This window comes from Leuconostoc sp. DB-1 (assembly GCF_013414845.1).
Lineage (GTDB): Bacteria > Bacillota > Bacilli > Lactobacillales > Lactobacillaceae > Leuconostoc > Leuconostoc mesenteroides.
The window spans coordinates 546,425-566,400 of the sequence record NZ_JABFNJ010000001.1 but is presented as its reverse complement, the minus strand read 5'-3'; the positions used below and the strand labels follow the sequence as shown (position 1 = coordinate 566,400).

The window sequence follows — 19,976 nt, the reverse complement described above, 5'->3', positions numbered from 1 at the left end:
AATGGTTGGTACCAAAAATAACAGACGTGCACAGTTAACGAAAAAAAACATACAAGATGCTCTAATCCACCTAATGAGCGATAAAAATATCAACAATATATCTGTGACAGATATTTGTAAAACTGCTGATATTAATCGTGGGACATTTTATGCTCATTTTGTTGATGTTGCTGATTGCATGAATCATATGGAAAAAGAAACTGCTGATGAACTTTTTTCTATACTTGAGAATGATAAACAAACTGATTCTGTGGAAGTTTTATTGCAAGCCATATTTGAACTAGTTAAAAAAAATAATAAAGTTTTCAATTTTATTTTGACTGAAGATCAAGACTTTTTAGCAAATATTTTATCTACCACAAAACAGAAGTTTTTTAACCAGCTAGTTCCAGACGACGACACACTATCAATGAGTGAAAAGCAATTTCTATACGAGTATACGTTGAACGGAGTTGTTGGTATGATCAGACATTGGATAAAAAGTGACATGAAAGAGTCGCCTAAGACGCTCACATCTTATTTCAACAAATGGTGTTATCAGTCTTAAATTTTCCTTCTCTAATAAAAAAACCTACGTGAATCACGTAGGTTTTTTAATATATCTCACTGAATTTACCATCATCAATTTTGGACATTTTACCATCAATAATTTGATAAACTTTATCCACCTCTTCCTTCAAACGTAAATCATGGGTAACAACAATAATTGTTTTATCATTCTTATGGGCTAATTCACGTAATAGCGACATAACTTCTTTGGACCGGGCTGTATCCAATGAAGCAGTTGGTTCATCGGCTAAAATATATTCCGGATCAGCATACAAGGCCCGCGCAATAGCAACACGTTGTCTTTGACCACCAGAGAGTTCGTTAGGATACTTTGCTCCCAAGTCCTCGATAGCTAATGTTTTTAAAACAGTACGAAACGCTTCATGAGATAAATGTTGTTCTTTCACTTTATTCACTAGTTCAAATTGCTCATTAACCGTTAGGTAAGGTACTAGGTTATAAGATTGCAAAATAAACCCTACCGTATTTAATCGGAGATCTGACTGCTCTTTTCTCGATAACTCGCCGATTATTTCATCATTAATTTTCACCGTACCGGATGTGGGGGATTGCAATCCACCAGCAATTGTTAAAAAGGTTGTTTTCCCAGAACCTGAAGGACCAACAACTAATATTAATTGCTGGGAGTCAGCACTGAAATTAACATTATCCAAAGCCAAAAATTCACTTGTTCCGGTGCCATATTTTTTACTAACATTTTCAAACTCTAAGCGTGACATAGTATTAACCTCCAATCATTTCAAATGGATCTACTTTAATGATTTGCCTGATTGGTAATAAGGAACCAAGTAACGACATAATCAAAATACCAAAACTTGTGGCAACCACTTGCGTGGTTGAAATGGCTATTGGCACCTCGCTAGGGAGAACGTAAGAAGTTATAATTGTAAAAATAATTGCCAGCACGATACCCACCACTGCCATTAAAAATGTTTGTGTGAGGGTGTTTAATACCAGATATTTAGTAGAAATACCCTGCGCTTTCATAACACCAAAATTAGGTAATTTTTGAATTGTCAAGATGTATAAGAAGATTGAAATAACAATCAAAACAATCACAAAAAGAAAACCAATCATAAATTTAAAGGTTAACTGCTGGGCTTGATAACCCGGTAACTTTTCAATAAAACTATTTATCGTGTACAACTTGCTATTCTTAAAGTGAGCGTCGCCTGTGATCTTTTTATTAAACACTAACGCGTTGACGGGAGCCTGGTTAATTTTCTTTAAAGTTTGAAAAGACGTATAAATAACCGGAGCCACGTTCAGGGATGCATTCGAAGTAAAGCCAACAATCTTCAACTTCGCGTCACTGTTAGCTATGGTAATCTCATCCCCGATTTTAAACCCTGATTTTTTTAATTCATCAGATACGGTCGCCGTATTATCTCCAGTAAAACGATGCCCAGATATAATTTTTATGTTTTTATAGATAAAGCCATCGCTTTTAATTGCCAAAATTTGTGCGTTAGTTTTATCAGCATGGCTGTTCTTAACTAGTGTGCTGTACTGGCTAATTGCAGTTCCTTGCCCACTAACCTTCTTTTGATCATCACTATCCAGAAATGACTGTGTCAACCGTCCTTCAGCATCTTTGTCTAATAGTATCTTTGATGCCTGCCATTGCGTAATTGCTGACTTGTTTAAATCAGACAAGCCTGTAGCAAGACCATTTAGAATAAAAACTAAATAGCTAATAAAAAGTATTAACGTAACAATTAAACTATAACGTAATTTCTCATGTCTGATTTCTCTTAATGCCAAAAACATGATATGCCTCCTGCCTCTCTAACTGTTTAATTAACATCTTTACTGCTCTCATAAATGCTAATTGCGCGTTTCCTTGCGTAAGAATGATCCACAATCGGAAAGGGATAGTTCTGACCTATTCTAACATTAAATCGTGTCTGTTCTGATTCCGAGAGTTTTCCTGGTTCATGAATCATTTTGTTGTCCACATTCTTTAGTTCTGGCACATATTTTTTAATGAATAATCCATTTGAATCAAATTTTTTTGATTGTAAAGTAGGATTAAATATTCGAAAATAAGGAACACTATCTGTTCCCGTAGAAGCAGCCCACTGCCAACCGCCAATATTACTTGCCGCATCATAATCTAGCAATTTATTGTGAAAGTAAGCCTCTCCCCACCGCCAATCAATGAGTAAATCTTTAGTCAAAAATGAAGCGACAATCATTCTTAAACGATTATGCATCCATCCAGTCGCATTTAATTGCCTCATAGCAGCGTCTACAATCGGAAAACCAGTTTGGCCTGTCCGCCAGGCTTCAAATTGCTGTTCATTGTTTATCCAATCAACATGTCGAAAATCCTTATTAATCGATTCAACATTTTGGTTCGGGTACATCACATAAATCATGTTGTAGAAGTCACGCCAGCAAAGCTCTTTCATAAACGTGCTTTTGCCATCACTATCAGGAGACTGATCAATTGCTCGCCAAACTGTTCGAATTGATATTTCTCCAGTCCGCAAATATCGCGACAAATGGCTTGTGCTGTCGTTTGCCGGAAAGTCTCTTTCCTCATCATACTGATCTAAACTTTCATTAATGAATCGATTGAGCACCTTTTTGGCCGTCTCACTACCTAAATCTTTTTTTATAAAAGAAAAACGATCATCAATAAATGTTTCTAGTAGCTGCTCATTTTCTGGAAAAAGTAATCGGGCGCTTTTGATTCGTTTATCAATCACATAGCTTACTGGTGCTGGCTTTTCTTGGCGTATCCACCTTTTAAAGTAAGGGGTAAATACTTTGTACCCTGCCCCTGAATCCTTTTTTACTTCGGTGGCACCGTGTAGATTATAATCAATATAAGGATGTGCTTTAACCTTTAACTTATCCTCAAAAAAAGCTACACTTTTTTGATCCCTATTTCTCCCAAAACCTCTTTCATCAAAATTAAAAAAGATGTCATGCCAATCTGGCAACTTCTGTTTTAAAGAAGCAAAACAGTCATTAATATCACCATACATTATGTTTAAATTAATACCTTGTTTTTTGAGTTTGTTTTTAAAATACAAGACACTCGCAAAAAAAGCACTCTGATTGACAGTACTCTTTTCTGTCACTTGTTCCGGATTGATATGAAACACACAAAAAATTTCATTACTATGTCGCAATGCATTAAATAATGCAATATTATCCTCTAATCTAAGATCTCTGCGAAACCACATAACAGATACCATTCTATCCCCCTACTTCTTTATGGTTGCGAATAATTATGGCAAAACACCATAACAGTTGCCTATAGTGCATTGTATCAAATTAATAAATAATAAACTATTAAAGCGTTTATCACCAATAAACGAACAATAAAAAATAAATTAAACAATAAATAAGTATTTATCGACTATTTTCAATCAATCAGTATGTTAAAATAAAAAATATCAATAAATTATGAACAATACAGCAAATGGAGTACAACACAATGACAACTGTGATTACGAATGAATTCACAAAAAAACTACCAAAATGCGAGTTACATGTGCATATTGAAGGAACCATTGAACCAGAGCTAAAGCTTAAGTTAGCGCAACGCAATCATATTGCGCTAACTGAAACAACCGTCGAAGACATACAAAAATCTTATCAATTTAACGATCTAGCGTCCTTTTTAGCTGTCTACTATCCAGGAATGTCCGTTTTAATAACTGAAGAAGATTTTTATGATTTAGCTTTTGACTATTTACGACGAGCTGCTGACAATAATGTTCGTCATGTCGAAATTTTCTTTGATCCTCAAGCTCATACGACGCGAGGTATTGCCTTTAAAACAATCATTACTGGCCTCCATAGAGCCATTGTAGATGCACGCGCTTTAAATGTTGATGCTGCACTTATTATGTGTTTCTTGCGTGACTTACCGAAAGAGTCAGCTCAGCAAACGCTTCTAGAAGCGCTTCCTTACAAAGATAAATTTATTGGTGTAGGACTTGATTCTGATGAACATAATAATCCGCCTTTAAAGTTTGCTCGTCAGTTTGAAGATGCCGCAGCCCACGGCCTGCATTTAACAACTCATTGTGATATTGATCAGAAGAATTCCATTGACCATATCCGCCAAGCACTTGAAATCATGGAAGTCGAGCGACTCGACCACGGTACCAACATCGTCGAAGACCCAGACTTAGTCAACTTCGTTATTAAAAAAGGAATCGGTTTGACATCTTGCCCCCTCTCTAATTCTTTTGTTACGCCAGACATGAAGGGTAAAGAATTGATTGACTTGTTAAACCAAGGTGTTAAAATTTCCATTCATTCTGATGATCCAGCCTATTTTGGTGGATATATCAGTGACAATTACTATAAAATGGCTACTGATTTCAATCTAAGTAAGGAGCAACTAATTCAGTTAGCTCGCAATCCTTTTGAATCAGCTTGGATTAGTACCGACCAGAAAGAATTATATTTAAAAGAGTTGGAACAATACGCCGCCAAATACTAAGAAAAGCCTATTCCTTTAATGGGAACAGGCTTTTCTTAGTTAATCATCACTCGTTCAAAAATTTGAACTTGTAATTCATATAAAATACAATTAACCAACTGATAAAATTAAATATGAGTATCGTATCTAACAGACGATCACTACGATAAGAAACAACTAATTCATTGTGACCTTTCCTTTGTTTGACGATTGGCGTTCCTATTCGACTGAGTTTGACATTTGTGTGCAGCATTTTTTGATTTAATCGCAAGATGGTATCTGTGTACTTTATAACCGGAACCTGAATATTCTTAACGCTTCTGCCTTCCCATTCGACTACCAACTTATTGCCTTTAACAGACTTATGGAAGTATTTTTGTTTGTTAATAACTTGATGATGATAAAGTGAATATTTATCTTTACACTTAACTGTTTTCACCGGTAAGTAATCAGGGGTGGACTTTACCACGTATTGTAAAGCTTGTACTTTATTTTTTATGAAAAAAGATTTCTTGATTTCACTGGTATTTTCAGACGTAAAATACGTATGAACAGAAGAATTTAAAAAGGATTCGGTTCGGTGCCACACATTCAAGGCATTGTTAGTTGAAATGCCTGTTTGAAACAACGACAATAGTAATAAACCATAGCTGATAAGCCCAAAAATAACTGATCTAGTATGCCACTTTTCCAAAAGCAAACCAACTGCTAAGAGTAGTAGAACTGTGAAAGGTACGAAAAAACGAAACGGAAATTGAATTGTCTCAATTAATTGATTATGGGAATTATTCAATAATTTCCACGGAAATAGATCTGTACATAAAATAAACAAAAATCCGCAGGTAACCGCTGTTACTTTCAATAATTGCGACTCTTTTTTCCAATGCTTACAGATCGTCCATAGAGCAAACAGCACAATAATCATTAAGATGGGCGGATAAAATAACCAATAACTACTACCTTTAAAAATAGTTGTTTCTGCCATCCATTTATTGACAAATGGTTGAGCAATATTATTTTCACTGTAAATAGCAATAAAACTATAGAGTACATTTAATACTAGAAAACCGAAAATAACAATGGCTAATCCTAGCTGTTTCAAAAGCTTAATTTTAGTGTGCTTACTGTTAGCAAAAAAAGCTGTTAAGAAAAAGCAAGCATACACAAACACAAGCAAAAACGCTGATAACATATGGATTTGACACATGACGCCGATACATATAGCCGTTTGGATTGGATGAAGCGTCTTTTTTTCAATTAAGTCAATTAGCGGTATAAGGCAGAGTGGAAATAATGCTGCTCCCCAACTCGAAAATCCTTGTCGTAATGTCCAATATTGAACAGAGTATGTGGTCATATAAAAAATACCTAATGGTATTCTATATACAAGCTGTACACCAGCTTTTTTTAAAAGAAGATACAAGGACAAGCCAGAAAAAAAATACAAAATGCCATTTGAAATCACCTGATAACCAAACCAAGAAGGACTAATTAATACAATCAGCCCTTGGATGTAGGCCATAAATGGTCCATACAAGGCATTGACAATTCGACCAGAAGATTGGAATCCATACATGGAAATAAAATATTGAAAGTTCCCATGTTTTATCTGCATAGCCGTATCATACAAGCGATTAAAATGAAAAATAGCATCAGACCCAATTATCATTGCATTATTTAAGAAGAATGGTATTAAAAGCAGTATTGACGACAGTAGTAGAATGGCGATTGGCCATAGTTTTTTAACCTGTTGTAAAAATGTTGACATAACTTCCCCTATTTATGTATTTCTTGGCTAAGATTAGACGCCAGAAAAATACTATCGTTTTAACATAAAATGAACATTAATTTTAAACATATTTATACATAATGACATTTTAGTCTTTTTATAGTTGCTATTTGACCTTGTTTTTATTATGGTAGGTATAAATCAGTTTAGAACGAACTAAAAAAGGATATATCATGTTAAGACGTCATTCCCCAGTATGGTTGCATCACTTCATTGTTTTTGTCATTATCTGTGTATCATCACTCTTATCAACGTTACCCGCTTTTACCAACAACACATTCAAATTGAGCTACGATGGTAATATTCACTTGGCACGCTACGACGCTATAACACAAGCGCTTAGTCATGGTTCTTTACCCCCTCTTGTAAATTTTATTGGCCTTCACCACACTGGGCTTGCCATGAACGGTATGTATCCATGGATAACTAGCACTATTTTTATAATCCCCAAATTATTGTTTAATAATCCGATAGTTGCATTAATGGTTGGATTTATCATTTTAAACTTTTTAACAATTTTCAACGTTTTCCTACTAGCTAAGTTTATAACACATAAAAGATGGATTCAAATACTCGGCGTAACAATATACCAATTTAGTTCTTATCATATGGCTGTCCTTTATTCTCGCAATGCACTTGGGGAAGCACTGGCTTATGCTTTTTTACCCCTAGTACTGCTGGGATGTCTCAAAATATGGCATAATTTAACAAATGGTTGGCTATACTTAGGATTCGGTATGGGCGCCATCGCTAACAGTCACATTCTTTCTCTAATCATTGTAACAATCATGATTGCTATTTTCTGTTTTATCAGAATTTTGCGTCATCAATTAACACGAAAAGAAGTCATCAATTACACAAAAGCCGCTGTTCTAGCAATTTTATCGTCTTTTTATACGCTCACTAACATCGGGTCACTGCTATCCTCCAATTTATTAATGAGTCCAACACCAAAGTTAGTACCGTTAAATGCAACAAAATACTGGCAAGCTCTTCTTGATAATAGTATCATTGAACGTTCCGCTAGCTTTAACATGGGACCAATTAACACCTTCTTATTGTTTTTCCTAATGATTATGTTGTTTACAAATAAATCTGGTTTATGGCGCCATTGGACAATTGCAACAATTATCGTATTTTTTAGCACTTTTGACTGGTTACCTTGGCAAAACCTCACCAGTACACCGATCAATATGATTCAATTTTTGGGGCGATTATTGTTCATTTCTTCCCTATTGCTAGCCATTAGTGTTATGTATTATTTTGACCAGTATCCTTTAAAATACAAAGACATTAATTTTGTGATTACCTTAGCTTTGGTTGCAGTCAGTTTAAATGCGGTTCACACTTATCACAACAAAACCACGAAAGATGGTTACCGGTTTTGGCTAACTAGAGACAACTATGTCCAAACCATTAAAAATAGCGCAATAGGAATTGATTATTTACCCGCAAACAATAAGCATCAACTACAATCTAGAATAACTGCTTTACAAAATGCAAGTGTTTCTTCCCTGAAAATAAAATCGCAAACATATAATAGTGCTGAGTACATGATCACTACGGCAAAGGAAGGATACTATTCTCTACCAATTGCTGTATACTCAGGCATTCACTACAATGTTACTTTAAATCACAAAAAAGTAAAACTTGCAAACAGCCACGCTCTTAAATTAAAAATCCCTAAGGGACTGAACCATTTAAAGATTACGGTTACAGTAAATATCAGTAATTATTTCACGATGCTGATCAGTCTATTAACGATAGTGTACAGTATTGGGAAACTAACATTTGCCAACTCAAACAGTTTTTTATTATACTTTTTTATTTTATGATTACAGCACCATAGAAAGTTTAAGCTGTCACTAGCTTATAACAAATCCCAAGTAGAGGCGCTGATTGAAGGGAACAAGTGAATTAACCGAGCAATTTCTTCTTTGTTAAACTTAAATTCAACGGCTGGCAGCAATGTGTTGATAACATTTTCTGCTTGCTCACTGACTTCTGTTGCACCAAGCAATCGATGTTCATCATCAAAAATTAAGGTGTTCTCACTAATTGTTTCCTTGTTCACCTTACGATACCAATCACCAACCAAATTATTCTCTTCAATTTGATAATTGTTCTCTTTTGCCTCTTCAACAGTTACGCCAACTTTAGCAATTCTAGGAGATGTAAATACAACTGATGGAATCACAGGATATGTGATAGGTTCTCTGCTTTGCCCAGAAAAACGCTTAAACAAATAAGTTGATTCAAAAATTGCTGTTGGCGTCAATTTAGGCTGTGTTTTATCAATAACATCACCTGATGCGTATATGTTATCAACATTAGTTTGCAAATACTCGTTAACGATCACACCTTTTTCATTGTAGTTCACGCCAATCTCTGATAACCCTAGGTTGTCGGTATTTGGGATGCGACCAGTCGCATCTAACACCCATCCAACTGATAATGACTGATCATCACCATAATTCACGATAACTTGATCACCTGATTTTTCAAAACTTGAAACCTTAGCATTTTTAACAAACTTTACCCCACGTTCCTTAAGGTCATCAATTACTTTGTTGACATATGGCTGATAAAATTCTTTAAGCGCTTTGTCCCCGTGCATCAGCACTGTAACGTCAGAACCAGCAGCATTGGCAATTGTTACAAACTCCATGCTAATGTAGCCAGATCCTATAATAACAATCTTGTCGGGTAATTCAGTTAAATCCATAAACTCACGGCTATCATGGGCCAACTCACTACCAGGAATATCAAGCCTATGTGGACGTAAGCCAGTTGAAATGACAATTTTATCAGCTGTTTTTGGCTGACCATCTACTAGAATAGTGTGATTATCTTGAAAAACACCTGATCCTTGAATAATATCAATCCCTGAACTCTTGATAAGTCCACCAATCATCCCTGGCAACTCGTCAATCACTTCTTGCTTGTGCGCAACACTTTCTTTCCAGTTGATTTTCAAGTTACCCGTAACAACGCCCGAGAAACGCTCTGATTCACGAAGTAAAGTAACTGGAGCATCGAGTGTAATTTTAGCATTACAACCATAGTTTGGACATGTACCACCAATCAAATCTTTTTCGATAATACCGACTTTGACCCCTGATTGAGCAAGTGGAACTGCACCATCAAACGTCCCATGCCCACTACCCAAATATAAAACATCATAATCGTATTGCTGTGTCATAAAATTTCCTCCAATTTTAGTGGTTCTTCCTATATTAGTTATGGCAATTATAGTTCAGGTAAATGTTTATGGCAAACAATATACTCGCTCAATGATTAACGATGTAACATGTCTATTTTATAATATAGCAATGATAAGCAATAAATAGCACCCTCAATAATAATGATAAAGAAGCTGACAGGCCAATTACTAATATAGCTCAAATACAATCCCATCCAGGTGCCAAACAATGCAAACACAAACGAAAGCAATATCATATGATGGACAGACCTAACAATGTATTTGGCAGAGGATGCAGGAACCGTTAACAAAGAAAATATCAATAATGATCCAACAATTTGCGCGGTCACACTGACAGTGCATGCCACTAGTATTAAGAATAGTAAAGAAATCCAGACGGTTCCTGTAGCATTCAAATCAGAACCGATTGTATCAAAAGATATATACTTGAGCTTTCGATACATTAATAGCGTGATTAATAAAATAACGATAATTAAAACTAATAGCTCATATAAATTTTCTTGGCTAATACCAACAATACTACCAAATAAAATGTTAGTAGCATAACTAGACTGCTTATTCGACAGAGACAAAAATAAAACGCCTAATCCAATGAATATTGCTGAAAAAACACTAATAGAAGATTCCCGTTGACTCAACCGGTTACCTGCGAGAGAAACAAATATTGAACTTAGTATCGTAAATAATAGCATGCCGCCAATGGGTGATATTCCGGCAAAAATAGCAAAACTTGCACCTGAAAAACTAATTTCAGATAAAGTATGGACATAAAAGGATGTTTTACGTGCCACAACGAAAACACCAACAACTGCACAAATAATTGATATAAAAAAGCTTGCTATGAACGCATACTGCATAAACGGATAATTAAACATGCGTACCCCTTTCTGCAGAAGAACGCAATTCGTTCATTTCACCGTGGTGATTACTAATGTGCAGTTCATAATCACCAAACAAACTAACCAGCTCCGGATCATGTGTAATGAAAATAACAGCTAACTGTTCTTGTGCAATAACTTTTTTAACTAGTTTCAAAAGATCAATCCGTGACTCATAATCCAAATTAGAGGTACTCTCATCTAAAATCAACATCTTGGGATTTGCCATTAATGCTTGTGCTAAGTAGGCACGCTGCTTTTCGCCACCTGAAACACGACCTAAAGCACGATTCTTAATCTCGTTTAAATTAGTTACAGAAATAATTTTTTCTAAGTGCTTCTTTTCTGAAAGAGTTAGCCAAGGCGTAAGAGGATGCGTCAAATTCAACACTACAAAATCCTTTATACTAAGCGGATACTCTGCATCAATATCTCTAAATTGTGGTACTAATTGAATGTCATCAAATTTAATGTGCAAATGAATTTCTGATTGATAACTATTTTTGTCTCTTGCTGCCTTTAGTAAATAATTAATTAGGGTTGTTTTGCCAACACCGTTATCGCCGGTGATGCATAATAATGCCCCTGAGTAGGTTGAAAAAGAAAGTTGCTGAATTAATAGACTTCCTGGCACTTCAACATCCAACTGTTTAACTTCTAAAATTTTCTCAATCATATGATGACTACTGTTCTGATTTTTGGATTTTTCTAACTGCTTATACTGACTTAACATCCATTGTTTGTAGTTTTTACCCTTAGGCATCGTTTCAGTAACATTTAATACTGGTACATCATGTTTCTTTGCTAACTTTACTAATTGTCCAACTGTTTTGTCGGTTGCTTGCGTATTTTGAACAAAGAAGCTGATTTTTTTATTTTTAATATCATCTTGCATTGCCTTGATATCTTTTGGTGATGGGTCTGTACCATCTTCAACAGACTTAGAAAAATGTGTATTATTTTCAGAATATCCAAGTTCTTCCAAAGCGTAATCAAATACCGGTTCACTTACATCAACTAACTTATTATCTGAATTCTTTTTTAGTGATTTTATTTTTGTTTGAATAGGTTCCAAGCTCGCGATATATTTTTAGCGTTTGCTTTAAAAGCAGCCTTATGTTTAGGATCTATTTTGGAAAACTTGTCAGCCAAGTAGTTTGCGAGTTTAGGCATGGTTTGGCTTTGATACCATAAGTGAGGATTATCGCCGTTTTTCTTACCTAAAATATCTTCACCAACTCGAACAGATTTAACATTTGCATTTTTTGCTAGCTTAGTCATCCAAGAATCATAACCAATGCCATTGTATACAACTAAATCAGCTTTGGAAACTTCTGTAGCAATTTTGGCACTTGGTTCATAATCATGTGGATCAACATTAGGGTTCGTAATGACCGATTTAACCGTACCATACTGACCCAACACTTTTTCAGCTGCTTCACCATAAAAATCAACTGAGGAAACTACCTGGATATTTTTTGTATCAGCTCTCACTGTGCTGTTACCAGTAACAAATATGAAGAGCGTTAAAATAACGCCAATCAAACTGCCAAAAAAATACTTTTGTTTCATAATTCTATTTCCTACTTTCTCATCTATTCTAAAATTTATGTTGAGATAAACGTTTTGTTTAAGTTTGAAACATAAGAACTGCCTTCTCTCTATATTTAGCGTTAAAATATTTCTTTTTTATTATAGTAATCATTACTATTAAAGTCAACAAAAAGTAATGCTTACTTTAAAAGAAAAAAGAGCAACTATATCTTTACAATATAGCTGCTCTTTTTATAAATAAGGTAACTTAATGTCATGCTGTCTTGTTATTTTGCTGACACCGGTCACACAAACCAAACAATTCTAATTTTATGTTTAATACCAAAAATTCTTTCAATGAGTCTTTTAATGCAGGAGACAAACTTGAATCTATTTTTATCACCCGATGACAATTTTGGCAAAAAAAGTGGCCATGTTGTGGCGAAACAAAGTCACATTGAAATTTGACATTCAGCTGACCATTTTCAGAACGTTGTTCAACGATGCCTAGCTCAGAGAATTCTTTGATATTACGATAAGTTGTTGTATGGCTAACATTAGGATACAGTTGTTGCATAAAACTATCAACATCAGTCACTGAGACGTATTGTGATTCAAATTTTGATAAGTATTTGAGGAGATCTTTGCGTTGTTTCGTTACACGAAATTCGCTGTTCTGTAAGATATCCAACCCTTTTTTGTATTGTGACTCTTCATCTGTCATAGTATTACACTTTCATTATTCATCAAATTTACTTAACAATTATTATCTCTCATAATTATTATTTAGTCCACTGCTTTGTTCCAAAGTAGCAGTCGCTCTCGCTTGTTTCCTTAAAACTTGAAAAGTCATTTTTTACTACTTCTAAATTCAAAAATGCTACAATAAGTTTACCAAGGCTTCTTCACTCAATACTTGGGCTCGTGGCACATACCGCGAGGATATGTGCATCGTTTGTATCTATATAAGGAGATATATTATGACAAAAATTAGTGAAGTTTTCCAAGAGTACAATTTTTCGGATGATAAGCTAACGCTGTTAGCTGGTCCATGCGCAATTGAAACATATGAGACATGTGCTGAGGTTGCCGAAAAGTTAAAAGAAATTACTGACGAATTGGGCATCAACTTTGTTTTCAAATCATCATTCGATAAGGCCAATCGTAGTTCACTTGATTCCGATCGTGGTGCGGGAATGGCTCATGGCCTTGAAATTTTGAAAAAGATAAAAGAGACTTATAATGTCCCTATCGTTACTGATGTTCACGAATCTTACCAATGTGAACCAGTTGCAAAGGTCGCTGATGTATTACAGATCCCTGCCTATCTAAGTCGACAAACTGACCTCTTAATTGCCGCTGGCAAAACTGGTCGTGTCGTTAATATTAAAAAAGCTCAATTCATGGCGCCAGAAGATATTCAAAGTGCTGTGCATAAGGTCGAAGAAACCAACAAACATATTTTAGTTACTGAGCGTGGTAGTATGTTTGGTTATCATCAGCTCGTAGTTGATATGACCAGTCTTATTCAAATGCGTGAGACTAATTTTCCTATCATCTACGATGCTACTCACTCTATCCAAATACCTAGTGGTTATGGTAACCATTCGGGTGGTAATAGAGATTATGCATTCCCATTGATGCGCGCAGCCTTAACGATTGGTGTCGCTGGTATCTTTGCGGAAGTACACCCCAACCCACCAAAGGCTATTTCTGATCAGGATAGTCAATTATACCTTTCTAAAATACGTCCAATCTTAGAGGTAGCTAACGACCTCTTCCATCAAAATCTCAAGATGAAGGCGGTTTATGATCATGAAGGTTTATTATGAAGACGCAAAGAAAACATTTGATGTTGAGATAGAAGCACTGACTCGCGTCAAAAGCTCGCTGGGTAAATCATTTGATGAAGCAGTAGATAAAATTTTATCTACTAAAGGTCGCGTTATATTTATCGGCATTGGAAAATCTGGTATCATCGCTGATAAAATTGCTGCTTCATTTTCTTCAGTAGGTTTGGCAAGTTTCTATATTGATGCAGGGACAGCTTATCATGGTGATTTAGGACGTGTATCATCTGATGACGTTGTTATATTCATATCCAACAGTGGTGAAACACAAGAAGTACTTCAAGCCCTGTCAGCACTACAAAATATTCATAACAATGAATTGTCAACTATAGCCATGACAGGTTCTGAAGATTCGACTCTCGCAAAAAATACAGATATTGTGCTCTCAATTGATGTTGCTGAAGAAGCCGATATCACAAAGTTAGCACCAACTAGCTCAACAACAGCCACACTTGTCATGGGAGATGCCTTGCTCGTTGCCATCGAAACTGCCAAAGAGTTTGATCGTGAAAGCTTCGCGATGTACCATCCTGGCGGCTCCATTGGAAAAATTTTGCTTCAAAACGTTAAAAATTCAATGCACACTAAAATTCCCTATGTTCATGTCGACACCTCAATCAATGAGGTAATCTACCGTATCAGTGACTACGGAATAGGTATTACCTTAGTCAAAGATGAACAAGAAAATGTGATTGGTATTATTACTGATGGTGATATTCGAAAAAAGTTCCTTAATATCAGTAAAGTCAAAGGATCAACAGCAAAAGATTATATGACACAAGGTTTCATTAGTATTAGTGAAGACAAAAGAAATCGTGAAGCTTGGAGAAAAATGGCCAACTATAATATTTCCAACTTAGTCGTTTTGGATAAGGATAAAAAAGTTGTCGGTGTGGTCACCATTCATGATGTATTAGAATGATATTTGCTTTGTACCAAAAAGACTGGAAAAACCTCCAGTCTTTTTTAATATAAACATATATAAATCAGTTGAACTGACTCAATACTTTTCGCGAGATAACAATTGATATTAAAACGCCCAGACCAAGTGGTAATAACATCGCATAATTCAAATGGCAAATTTCAAATATCATAAATAAGGCCATTAACGGTGCTTGTTGTGAGGCGGCAAGTAACGTGGCAGCACCTAGTATAGCTACTTCCCACATTGGAATACCTGGAACCAAATAAAGTAAAAAACTACCAATAAATGCTCCTAGAACAGCCCCAATGGCAATTGCTGGGGTCAAGGTCCCTCCAGCAGCACCAAATCGAATAGTCAATACAGTCACCACCATTTTTGTTAAAGCACCCAATAGCAATAAACTCACAGAAAGAAACCCTTCACTGTTGATAGCCAATTGTGCTAACGACCGACCATTCCCCATCACTTCTGGGAATATTATGGAAATTAGTCCCGTGGTCAATCCCATCATAGGTAATTGCCACAGAATGTTATTCTTGCGGGTTTGATTTTTTCTGCCCATTGGCATAACTTTCGAAATAATGACCCAGCAATACCACATAATGGTGCAATCACTAACACCACCAGCAAAGTGGCTACTGACAATTTTGCATCCCCAACTAAGTAATATGGCTTAAAGCCTTTGGCGATTGACCCAATAAGCATTGCAATCGTTGACATACTTAAGCTGACTGCAACTGTACGTACCGTCATTTTTTTTAATAAAATTTCAGTACAAAAAAACATTCCTGTTATTGGCGCAATGTATATTCCTGCAAAACCAGCGCCTGCGGCTGATGCAATTAGTAATTTACGATCATCACTAGATAACTGAGGCAGGTTAAATTTTTCAAACGCCGACCCTACTTTTTGGGCAAGCATAGCGCCAGCTTCTCGAGGAGCGAGCTCACGCCCCACTGAACCACCAGTACCTACATAAAATATTTGTGTCATGACATGAAGGATAGTTTGCCAAAAAGGCATCTTCTCTCCCGACAATGCTTTAGTAATCCCCACCGTTGGTTTTGTCTTTGTTCTTAAAAACCACCAAATAACGGCAGCAATCACACTACCGATAAGCACTGAAAATAATCGGCGGACAGGAATTGTTCCGGTTGGAGCTGGTTGCCAAACGGTTTCTTCGTAGTTCAAAAATAATTGTTCAACATACTCTAATAAAAGCCCTAAAAAAAGAGAACTGAGGCCAACGACAATGCCAATCAAAACTGTTCCACCAATTAAAACCATTAACTGATGTTTACTCTGATCGGATTTAACGTTGTTTTTCTGCAATGTGTTTTTCATGACAAGCACTCACCCTATCTCTCTGATAAATATTGAATTACCTCACTATTATATAATAACTAAACAAAAAAGATTGCCACTACAACAAATTACTTATCGTAATGGCCATCTTTCTACTTTATTAATTTTTTAAAACTGCAATCATAAAATCCATGAAGTCATGTACGAAGCGCTCAGACTTTACACCAACGGCCACTTTTGTCGTTGTCGGTTCAAGTAGCCGCTCCCGATCGCCAATCGTTCGGCCATAATCTTTCGTTTTTTGATCATGAGTCACGCGCATATTTAATGAAATTGTCATAACATAACTTGGATCTATCGCTACCGCAACGGCTAAAGGATCATGTAAGGCCGCTCCCCTATGATCAATACCTAAATTATCATAAGCATCAATATAATAGTCCATCAAATCAGCATATGTTTGACCAGCTTTAGTTCCTAAGTCACGCCATTTTTTGTGTGTGCCTTTGTCAGTAGCGTACGAAGGGTCACGTCTAAACCTACCATTGTCAAGTGTTCTTGAGCAGTAAATACTTGATCTGCAGCCTGCGGGTCCTGGTTAATATTTGCCTCTGTAAATGGTGTAACATTGCCAGGAACCGTTAAAGCACCACCCATTAATGTAGTATTCCCAATCAACTGTGCAATCTTTGGATCAATTTGTAATGCTTTGGCTAAATTCGTCAATGGTCCAGTGGGTACATATACTAATTCATCTTGGTATTGATGAGCCATATTTATTAAGAACTGAATGCCACTTTCTTTTTCAATTGATCGCGGCGATTTTTCTAATAAAATATTTCCTACACCATTGTCACCATGAATAGCTTTCGATATATGCATTACCTCAAAATCATTAACTGTGGAAGCCTGTGATTCGCCTAAGTATACAGGTACTTCGTCAGCATGTAACAAATGTAATAAATCTAATGTATTTTGTGCTGCAGTTTTCATTAGTGTGTTACCGTAAGAAGCAATCACACCAATTAAATCCACTCGTGGATCACACACAGCTAAAGCCAAAGCTAGCGCATCATCAACACCAGTATCCAAGTCCAAAATCATTTTTGTTGATGCCATTTTAATTTTCCTCTTTACGATATTGATTCATTTTCGGTACTTGTTCAACAAACCACTTTTCAAACGCTGTTGTGTCAATATCAACCGCCACCTGTGCATTCAATCGACCTTCTGACCATCGATTTTGCGTGTCGGCAATCGTGGCGCCCGCAGCCGGTCCAGAAACAATAATATCAACCCAGTAATCTTTTACTGTATAAAATTCAGGATTTAATAGATAACAAATTGTATTGACATCATGCATAGGCTTACCACCTTCTGCAGTATCACCATAAGCTGTCATAACTTTCTGTAACATTTCACCTGCTTCCCCTTGACTACCAATAGCATCTATTGTTTCAAAAGGTAATAGCGCCTTGAGCGTTACATCAAGGCCAATCATAACAATTGGCACACCACTTTTGAAAACAATGTCGGCTGCATCTGGATCAGTAAACACGTTAAATTCTGCAACTGAAGACACATTCCCTCCTGACAAAGAGCCACCCATCAAAACAAATTTTTCAATCTTGTGAAGTAGACTTGGATATTTTTGGATCAACATTGCAATATTCGTATACGACCCAGTAGCAACAATAGTCATTGGCACGATCGATGCCTCCAGTTCTTCGGCCATTGCAGTAACTGCATCTAATTTAATTGCTTCTTTTGTCACTTGAGGAAAATCATATCCAGGCATACCCGATTCGCCATGAATATAAGCAGCATCAGAGAAATCTTTTTTCAATGGTGCAGCGGCACCTTTTGCAACCGAAATCTGCGTTTGATGAAAAAATGTTGTCAACTTTAATAAATTATTGGTTGTTTTGTCAACACTAACATTTCCAGCAACACTTGTTAGTAGCTTGATATCAATGCTAGGATTGCTGAGGGCAATCGATAGAGCAACTGCATCATCAATCCCTGGATCCATGTCTAAAATTATAGGTATCATCATTTCTCCTTTTAAGAACTTCTCTTTTGACTACCAAACGAACATTCCTGCTGTTGCAGCTGACAATAATGAAACTAATATCCCTGACAACAACATGTACGGTACTCGTGCACTAATGTAATCATTTTTTTCTTTGCTGACAAGGCCTTTGAAACAACCAATAATCATGCCCAGGGTTCCAAAGTTAGCAAAACTAGTAAGGAAAACCGTCAAAACAATACGTGCATGTTCATTTGCAAAGAGTCCCTTACCGGCCATAATTGATTTTGAAACTTCACCCATGACAACAAACTCATTAGTTACCAATTTTGTGCCCATGTATTGCGCAATTTGGAAAGCCTCGTGAACATTGAATCCCAGTAACCATGCAAATGGGAACATGATTACGCCAAAGATATTTTCTAATGTTAACCAGTGTAGCCCAGTTAAACTGAACAACTGATTGATCAGTGCCGCCAAAGAAACAAACGCAATAACAGTAGCCGTAATAATTAAAATCAACTTTCCAGCGCCAAGAATTGAATCGCCTAAGAATGAAAAGAAAGGCTCCTTTTTACCATTATCTGATGCAACACTGACGATGACATCTTCTTCAGGCGTCACTTTAGTGGGATTTAAAATCGTAGCGATGATAATAGCACCTAATATATTAAGCGGGATGGCGGTTAAAACATACTTACCAGGAACCATTTGAGTATACGAACCAATAATAGCCGATGTGACACAGCTCATCGACATCATAGCGAGCGTAAAGTTTCTTCGAGCAGACATCATATCTAGTTGTGCTTTTGAAACAGCTAAGACCTCTGTATTTCCTAGAAACATCATTTCAATCGAAAAGAATGCTTCAAATTTTGGTTGTCCAGTTATAAAAGCGAGCCCCTTACCAATCCACTTAATGAGCCATGGTAGTAAACCAATATAGGTTAAAATATCAAACAAGGGCACAACCAATAAAATTGGCAACAAAGCAGAAGTCACAAAGTTTGGCCCGCCATTATTGGAAGTCAACCATTCAGGTAACGCAAATGCAATTCCTTGTGTTGCCACAGAAACAAGCCAATTGAAACCATCAGCTGCAGCTTGCACAGCGATTTGTCCGGCCTTGAATTGAGTAAAAAACCAGGCTAGCAAAATCTCTAGTGCCAGCACAATGCCGACCGATTTCCACTGAATATTTTTTCGATCCCTTGAAAACAGAGCTGCAATGGCAATGAAAACAAAAATACCAAGAATATTAGCAAATAAGAACATAAGTTATTCCTCTCTTGAACAAAATGCAAGTTAGTAAAACGTTTAACCAAAAACATTATAACACCAACTTTTTGAAAATGGAAGCGTTCTCAATTATTTTTTACTGGTACAATAGTTTAAGAACAATGTTTTTAAACTAAGGAGTAAAA

General features: G+C 36.2%; 15 protein-coding genes and 3 pseudogenes. 5 read left to right on the top strand and 13 right to left on the bottom strand.

What is annotated here, in order from left to right; genetic code table 11:
• Position 1: 1 nt before the first annotated feature.
• Positions 2-547: a TetR/AcrR family transcriptional regulator gene (locus HFP47_RS02685; protein WP_042251128.1), complete on the top strand. Its 546-nt coding sequence runs from the start codon at positions 2-4 to the stop codon at positions 545-547.
• Between the two features lie 46 nt (positions 548-593).
• Here HFP47_RS02685 and HFP47_RS02680 read toward each other — a convergent pair whose 3' ends face one another.
• Genes HFP47_RS02680 through HFP47_RS02670 form a run of 3 tightly spaced genes read right to left on the bottom strand, consistent with a single transcriptional unit; the run spans position 594 to position 3,779 of the window.
• The gene (locus HFP47_RS02680; protein ID WP_042251123.1) at positions 594-1,289 is read right to left on the bottom strand and encodes an ABC transporter ATP-binding protein; all 696 of its coding nucleotides are present in this window, start codon (positions 1,287-1,289) and stop codon (positions 594-596) included.
• A 4-nt stretch (positions 1,290-1,293) separates the two neighbouring features.
• Positions 1,294-2,340, bottom strand: a complete 1,047-nt coding sequence (locus HFP47_RS02675) for an ABC transporter permease (RefSeq protein ID WP_115231057.1) — start codon at positions 2,338-2,340, stop codon at positions 1,294-1,296.
• 26 nt (positions 2,341-2,366) lie between these two features.
• On the bottom strand, positions 2,367-3,779 hold the full coding sequence (locus HFP47_RS02670; RefSeq protein ID WP_042251118.1) for a deoxyribodipyrimidine photo-lyase: 1,413 nt from the start codon (positions 3,777-3,779) through the stop codon (positions 2,367-2,369).
• A gap of 242 nt (positions 3,780-4,021) precedes the next feature.
• Here HFP47_RS02670 and add point away from each other — a divergent pair, with 242 nt between their 5' ends.
• Positions 4,022-5,038 carry an adenosine deaminase gene (gene add / locus HFP47_RS02665; protein ID WP_179875983.1) on the top strand — a complete coding sequence of 339 codons (1,017 nt, stop codon included), beginning with the start codon at positions 4,022-4,024 and terminating at the stop codon, positions 5,036-5,038.
• 46 nt (positions 5,039-5,084) lie between these two features.
• On the opposite strand, the gene HFP47_RS02660 is transcribed toward add, so the two are convergent.
• Positions 5,085-6,785 (bottom strand): hypothetical protein, encoded by a 1,701-nt coding sequence (locus tag HFP47_RS02660; protein WP_059442027.1) that lies wholly within the window; start codon positions 6,783-6,785, stop codon positions 5,085-5,087.
• Positions 6,786-6,979: 194 nt separating this feature from the next.
• On the opposite strand from HFP47_RS02660, the gene HFP47_RS02655 reads away from it, so the two are divergent.
• Positions 6,980-8,641, top strand: coding sequence for a hypothetical protein (locus HFP47_RS02655; RefSeq protein WP_179875982.1), 1,662 nt, complete (start codon positions 6,980-6,982; stop codon positions 8,639-8,641).
• Positions 8,642-8,676: 35 nt separating this feature from the next.
• Here HFP47_RS02655 and HFP47_RS02650 read toward each other — a convergent pair whose 3' ends face one another.
• The 5 genes and pseudogenes from HFP47_RS02650 to HFP47_RS02630 form a co-directional block, all read right to left on the bottom strand.
• Positions 8,677-10,008, bottom strand: a complete 1,332-nt coding sequence (locus HFP47_RS02650; protein ID WP_179875981.1) for an NAD(P)/FAD-dependent oxidoreductase — start codon at positions 10,006-10,008, stop codon at positions 8,677-8,679.
• Between the two features lie 95 nt (positions 10,009-10,103).
• The gene (locus HFP47_RS02645) at positions 10,104-10,904 is read right to left on the bottom strand and encodes a metal ABC transporter permease (RefSeq protein WP_179875980.1); all 801 of its coding nucleotides are present in this window, start codon (positions 10,902-10,904) and stop codon (positions 10,104-10,106) included.
• A complete protein-coding gene (locus HFP47_RS02640; RefSeq protein WP_042252986.1) occupies positions 10,897-11,583 on the bottom strand; it encodes an ATP-binding cassette domain-containing protein in 687 nt (228 codons plus the stop codon). Before HFP47_RS02640 ends, HFP47_RS02645 begins: the two co-directional genes overlap by 8 nt.
• Positions 11,584-11,598: 15 nt before the next feature.
• Positions 11,599-12,479 (bottom strand): annotated as a pseudogene (locus HFP47_RS02635) (metal ABC transporter solute-binding protein); the annotation flags it as partial.
• A gap of 235 nt (positions 12,480-12,714) precedes the next feature.
• Positions 12,715-13,164: a Fur family transcriptional regulator gene (locus tag HFP47_RS02630; RefSeq protein WP_115231051.1), complete on the bottom strand. Its 450-nt coding sequence runs from the start codon at positions 13,162-13,164 to the stop codon at positions 12,715-12,717.
• Between the two features lie 256 nt (positions 13,165-13,420).
• On the opposite strand from HFP47_RS02630, the gene kdsA reads away from it, so the two are divergent.
• Complete coding sequence (gene kdsA / locus HFP47_RS02625) at positions 13,421-14,272, top strand: 3-deoxy-8-phosphooctulonate synthase (RefSeq protein WP_115231050.1); 852 nt, start codon at positions 13,421-13,423, stop codon at positions 14,270-14,272.
• The gene (locus HFP47_RS02620) at positions 14,256-15,212 is read left to right on the top strand and encodes an SIS domain-containing protein (protein ID WP_025267968.1); all 957 of its coding nucleotides are present in this window, start codon (positions 14,256-14,258) and stop codon (positions 15,210-15,212) included. The genes kdsA and HFP47_RS02620 overlap by 17 nt, the downstream gene beginning before the upstream one ends.
• A 64-nt stretch (positions 15,213-15,276) precedes the next feature.
• Here HFP47_RS02620 and HFP47_RS02615 read toward each other — a convergent pair.
• The 4 genes and pseudogenes from HFP47_RS02615 to HFP47_RS02600 all read right to left on the bottom strand — a co-directional run bounded on the left by HFP47_RS02615 (position 15,277) and on the right by HFP47_RS02600 (position 19,827).
• A pseudogene (locus tag HFP47_RS02615) lies at positions 15,277-16,559 on the bottom strand (chloride channel protein).
• A 121-nt stretch (positions 16,560-16,680) separates the two neighbouring features.
• A pseudogene (locus tag HFP47_RS02610) lies at positions 16,681-17,639 on the bottom strand (nucleoside hydrolase).
• Between the two features lies 1 nt (position 17,640).
• Complete coding sequence (gene rihC / locus HFP47_RS02605; RefSeq protein WP_179875979.1) at positions 17,641-18,573, bottom strand: ribonucleoside hydrolase RihC; 933 nt, start codon at positions 18,571-18,573, stop codon at positions 17,641-17,643.
• Positions 18,574-18,603: 30 nt separating this feature from the next.
• Positions 18,604-19,827, bottom strand: coding sequence for a NupC/NupG family nucleoside CNT transporter (locus tag HFP47_RS02600; RefSeq protein WP_011679574.1), 1,224 nt, complete (start codon positions 19,825-19,827; stop codon positions 18,604-18,606).
• Positions 19,828-19,976 lie beyond the last annotated feature (149 nt).

Excerpts from the sequence above, each read along its gene's own strand:
- HFP47_RS02680 (WP_042251123.1), bottom strand. The coding sequence starts at position 1,289 with ATGTCACGCTTAGAGTTTGAAAATGTTAGTAAAAAATATGGCACCGGA.
- HFP47_RS02670 (WP_042251118.1), bottom strand. The coding sequence starts at position 3,779 with ATGGTATCTGTTATGTGGTTTCGCAGAGATCTTAGATTAGAGGATAAT.
- HFP47_RS02620 (WP_025267968.1), top strand. The coding sequence starts at position 14,256 with ATGAAGGTTTATTATGAAGACGCAAAGAAAACATTTGATGTTGAGATA.
- HFP47_RS02650 (WP_179875981.1), bottom strand. The coding sequence starts at position 10,008 with ATGACACAGCAATACGATTATGATGTTTTATATTTGGGTAGTGGGCAT.
- HFP47_RS02630 (WP_115231051.1), bottom strand. The coding sequence starts at position 13,164 with ATGACAGATGAAGAGTCACAATACAAAAAAGGGTTGGATATCTTACAG.
- HFP47_RS02675 (WP_115231057.1), bottom strand. The coding sequence starts at position 2,340 with ATGTTTTTGGCATTAAGAGAAATCAGACATGAGAAATTACGTTATAGT.
- rihC (WP_179875979.1), bottom strand. The coding sequence starts at position 18,573 with ATGATACCTATAATTTTAGACATGGATCCAGGGATTGATGATGCAGTT.
- HFP47_RS02645 (WP_179875980.1), bottom strand. The coding sequence starts at position 10,904 with ATGTTTAATTATCCGTTTATGCAGTATGCGTTCATAGCAAGCTTTTTT.
- kdsA (WP_115231050.1), top strand. The coding sequence starts at position 13,421 with ATGACAAAAATTAGTGAAGTTTTCCAAGAGTACAATTTTTCGGATGAT.
- HFP47_RS02655 (WP_179875982.1), top strand. The coding sequence starts at position 6,980 with ATGTTAAGACGTCATTCCCCAGTATGGTTGCATCACTTCATTGTTTTT.
- add (WP_179875983.1), top strand. The coding sequence starts at position 4,022 with ATGACAACTGTGATTACGAATGAATTCACAAAAAAACTACCAAAATGC.
- HFP47_RS02660 (WP_059442027.1), bottom strand. The coding sequence starts at position 6,785 with ATGTCAACATTTTTACAACAGGTTAAAAAACTATGGCCAATCGCCATT.
- HFP47_RS02685 (WP_042251128.1), top strand. The coding sequence starts at position 2 with ATGGTTGGTACCAAAAATAACAGACGTGCACAGTTAACGAAAAAAAAC.
- HFP47_RS02640 (WP_042252986.1), bottom strand. The coding sequence starts at position 11,583 with ATGATTGAGAAAATTTTAGAAGTTAAACAGTTGGATGTTGAAGTGCCA.
- HFP47_RS02600 (WP_011679574.1), bottom strand. The coding sequence starts at position 19,827 with ATGTTCTTATTTGCTAATATTCTTGGTATTTTTGTTTTCATTGCCATT.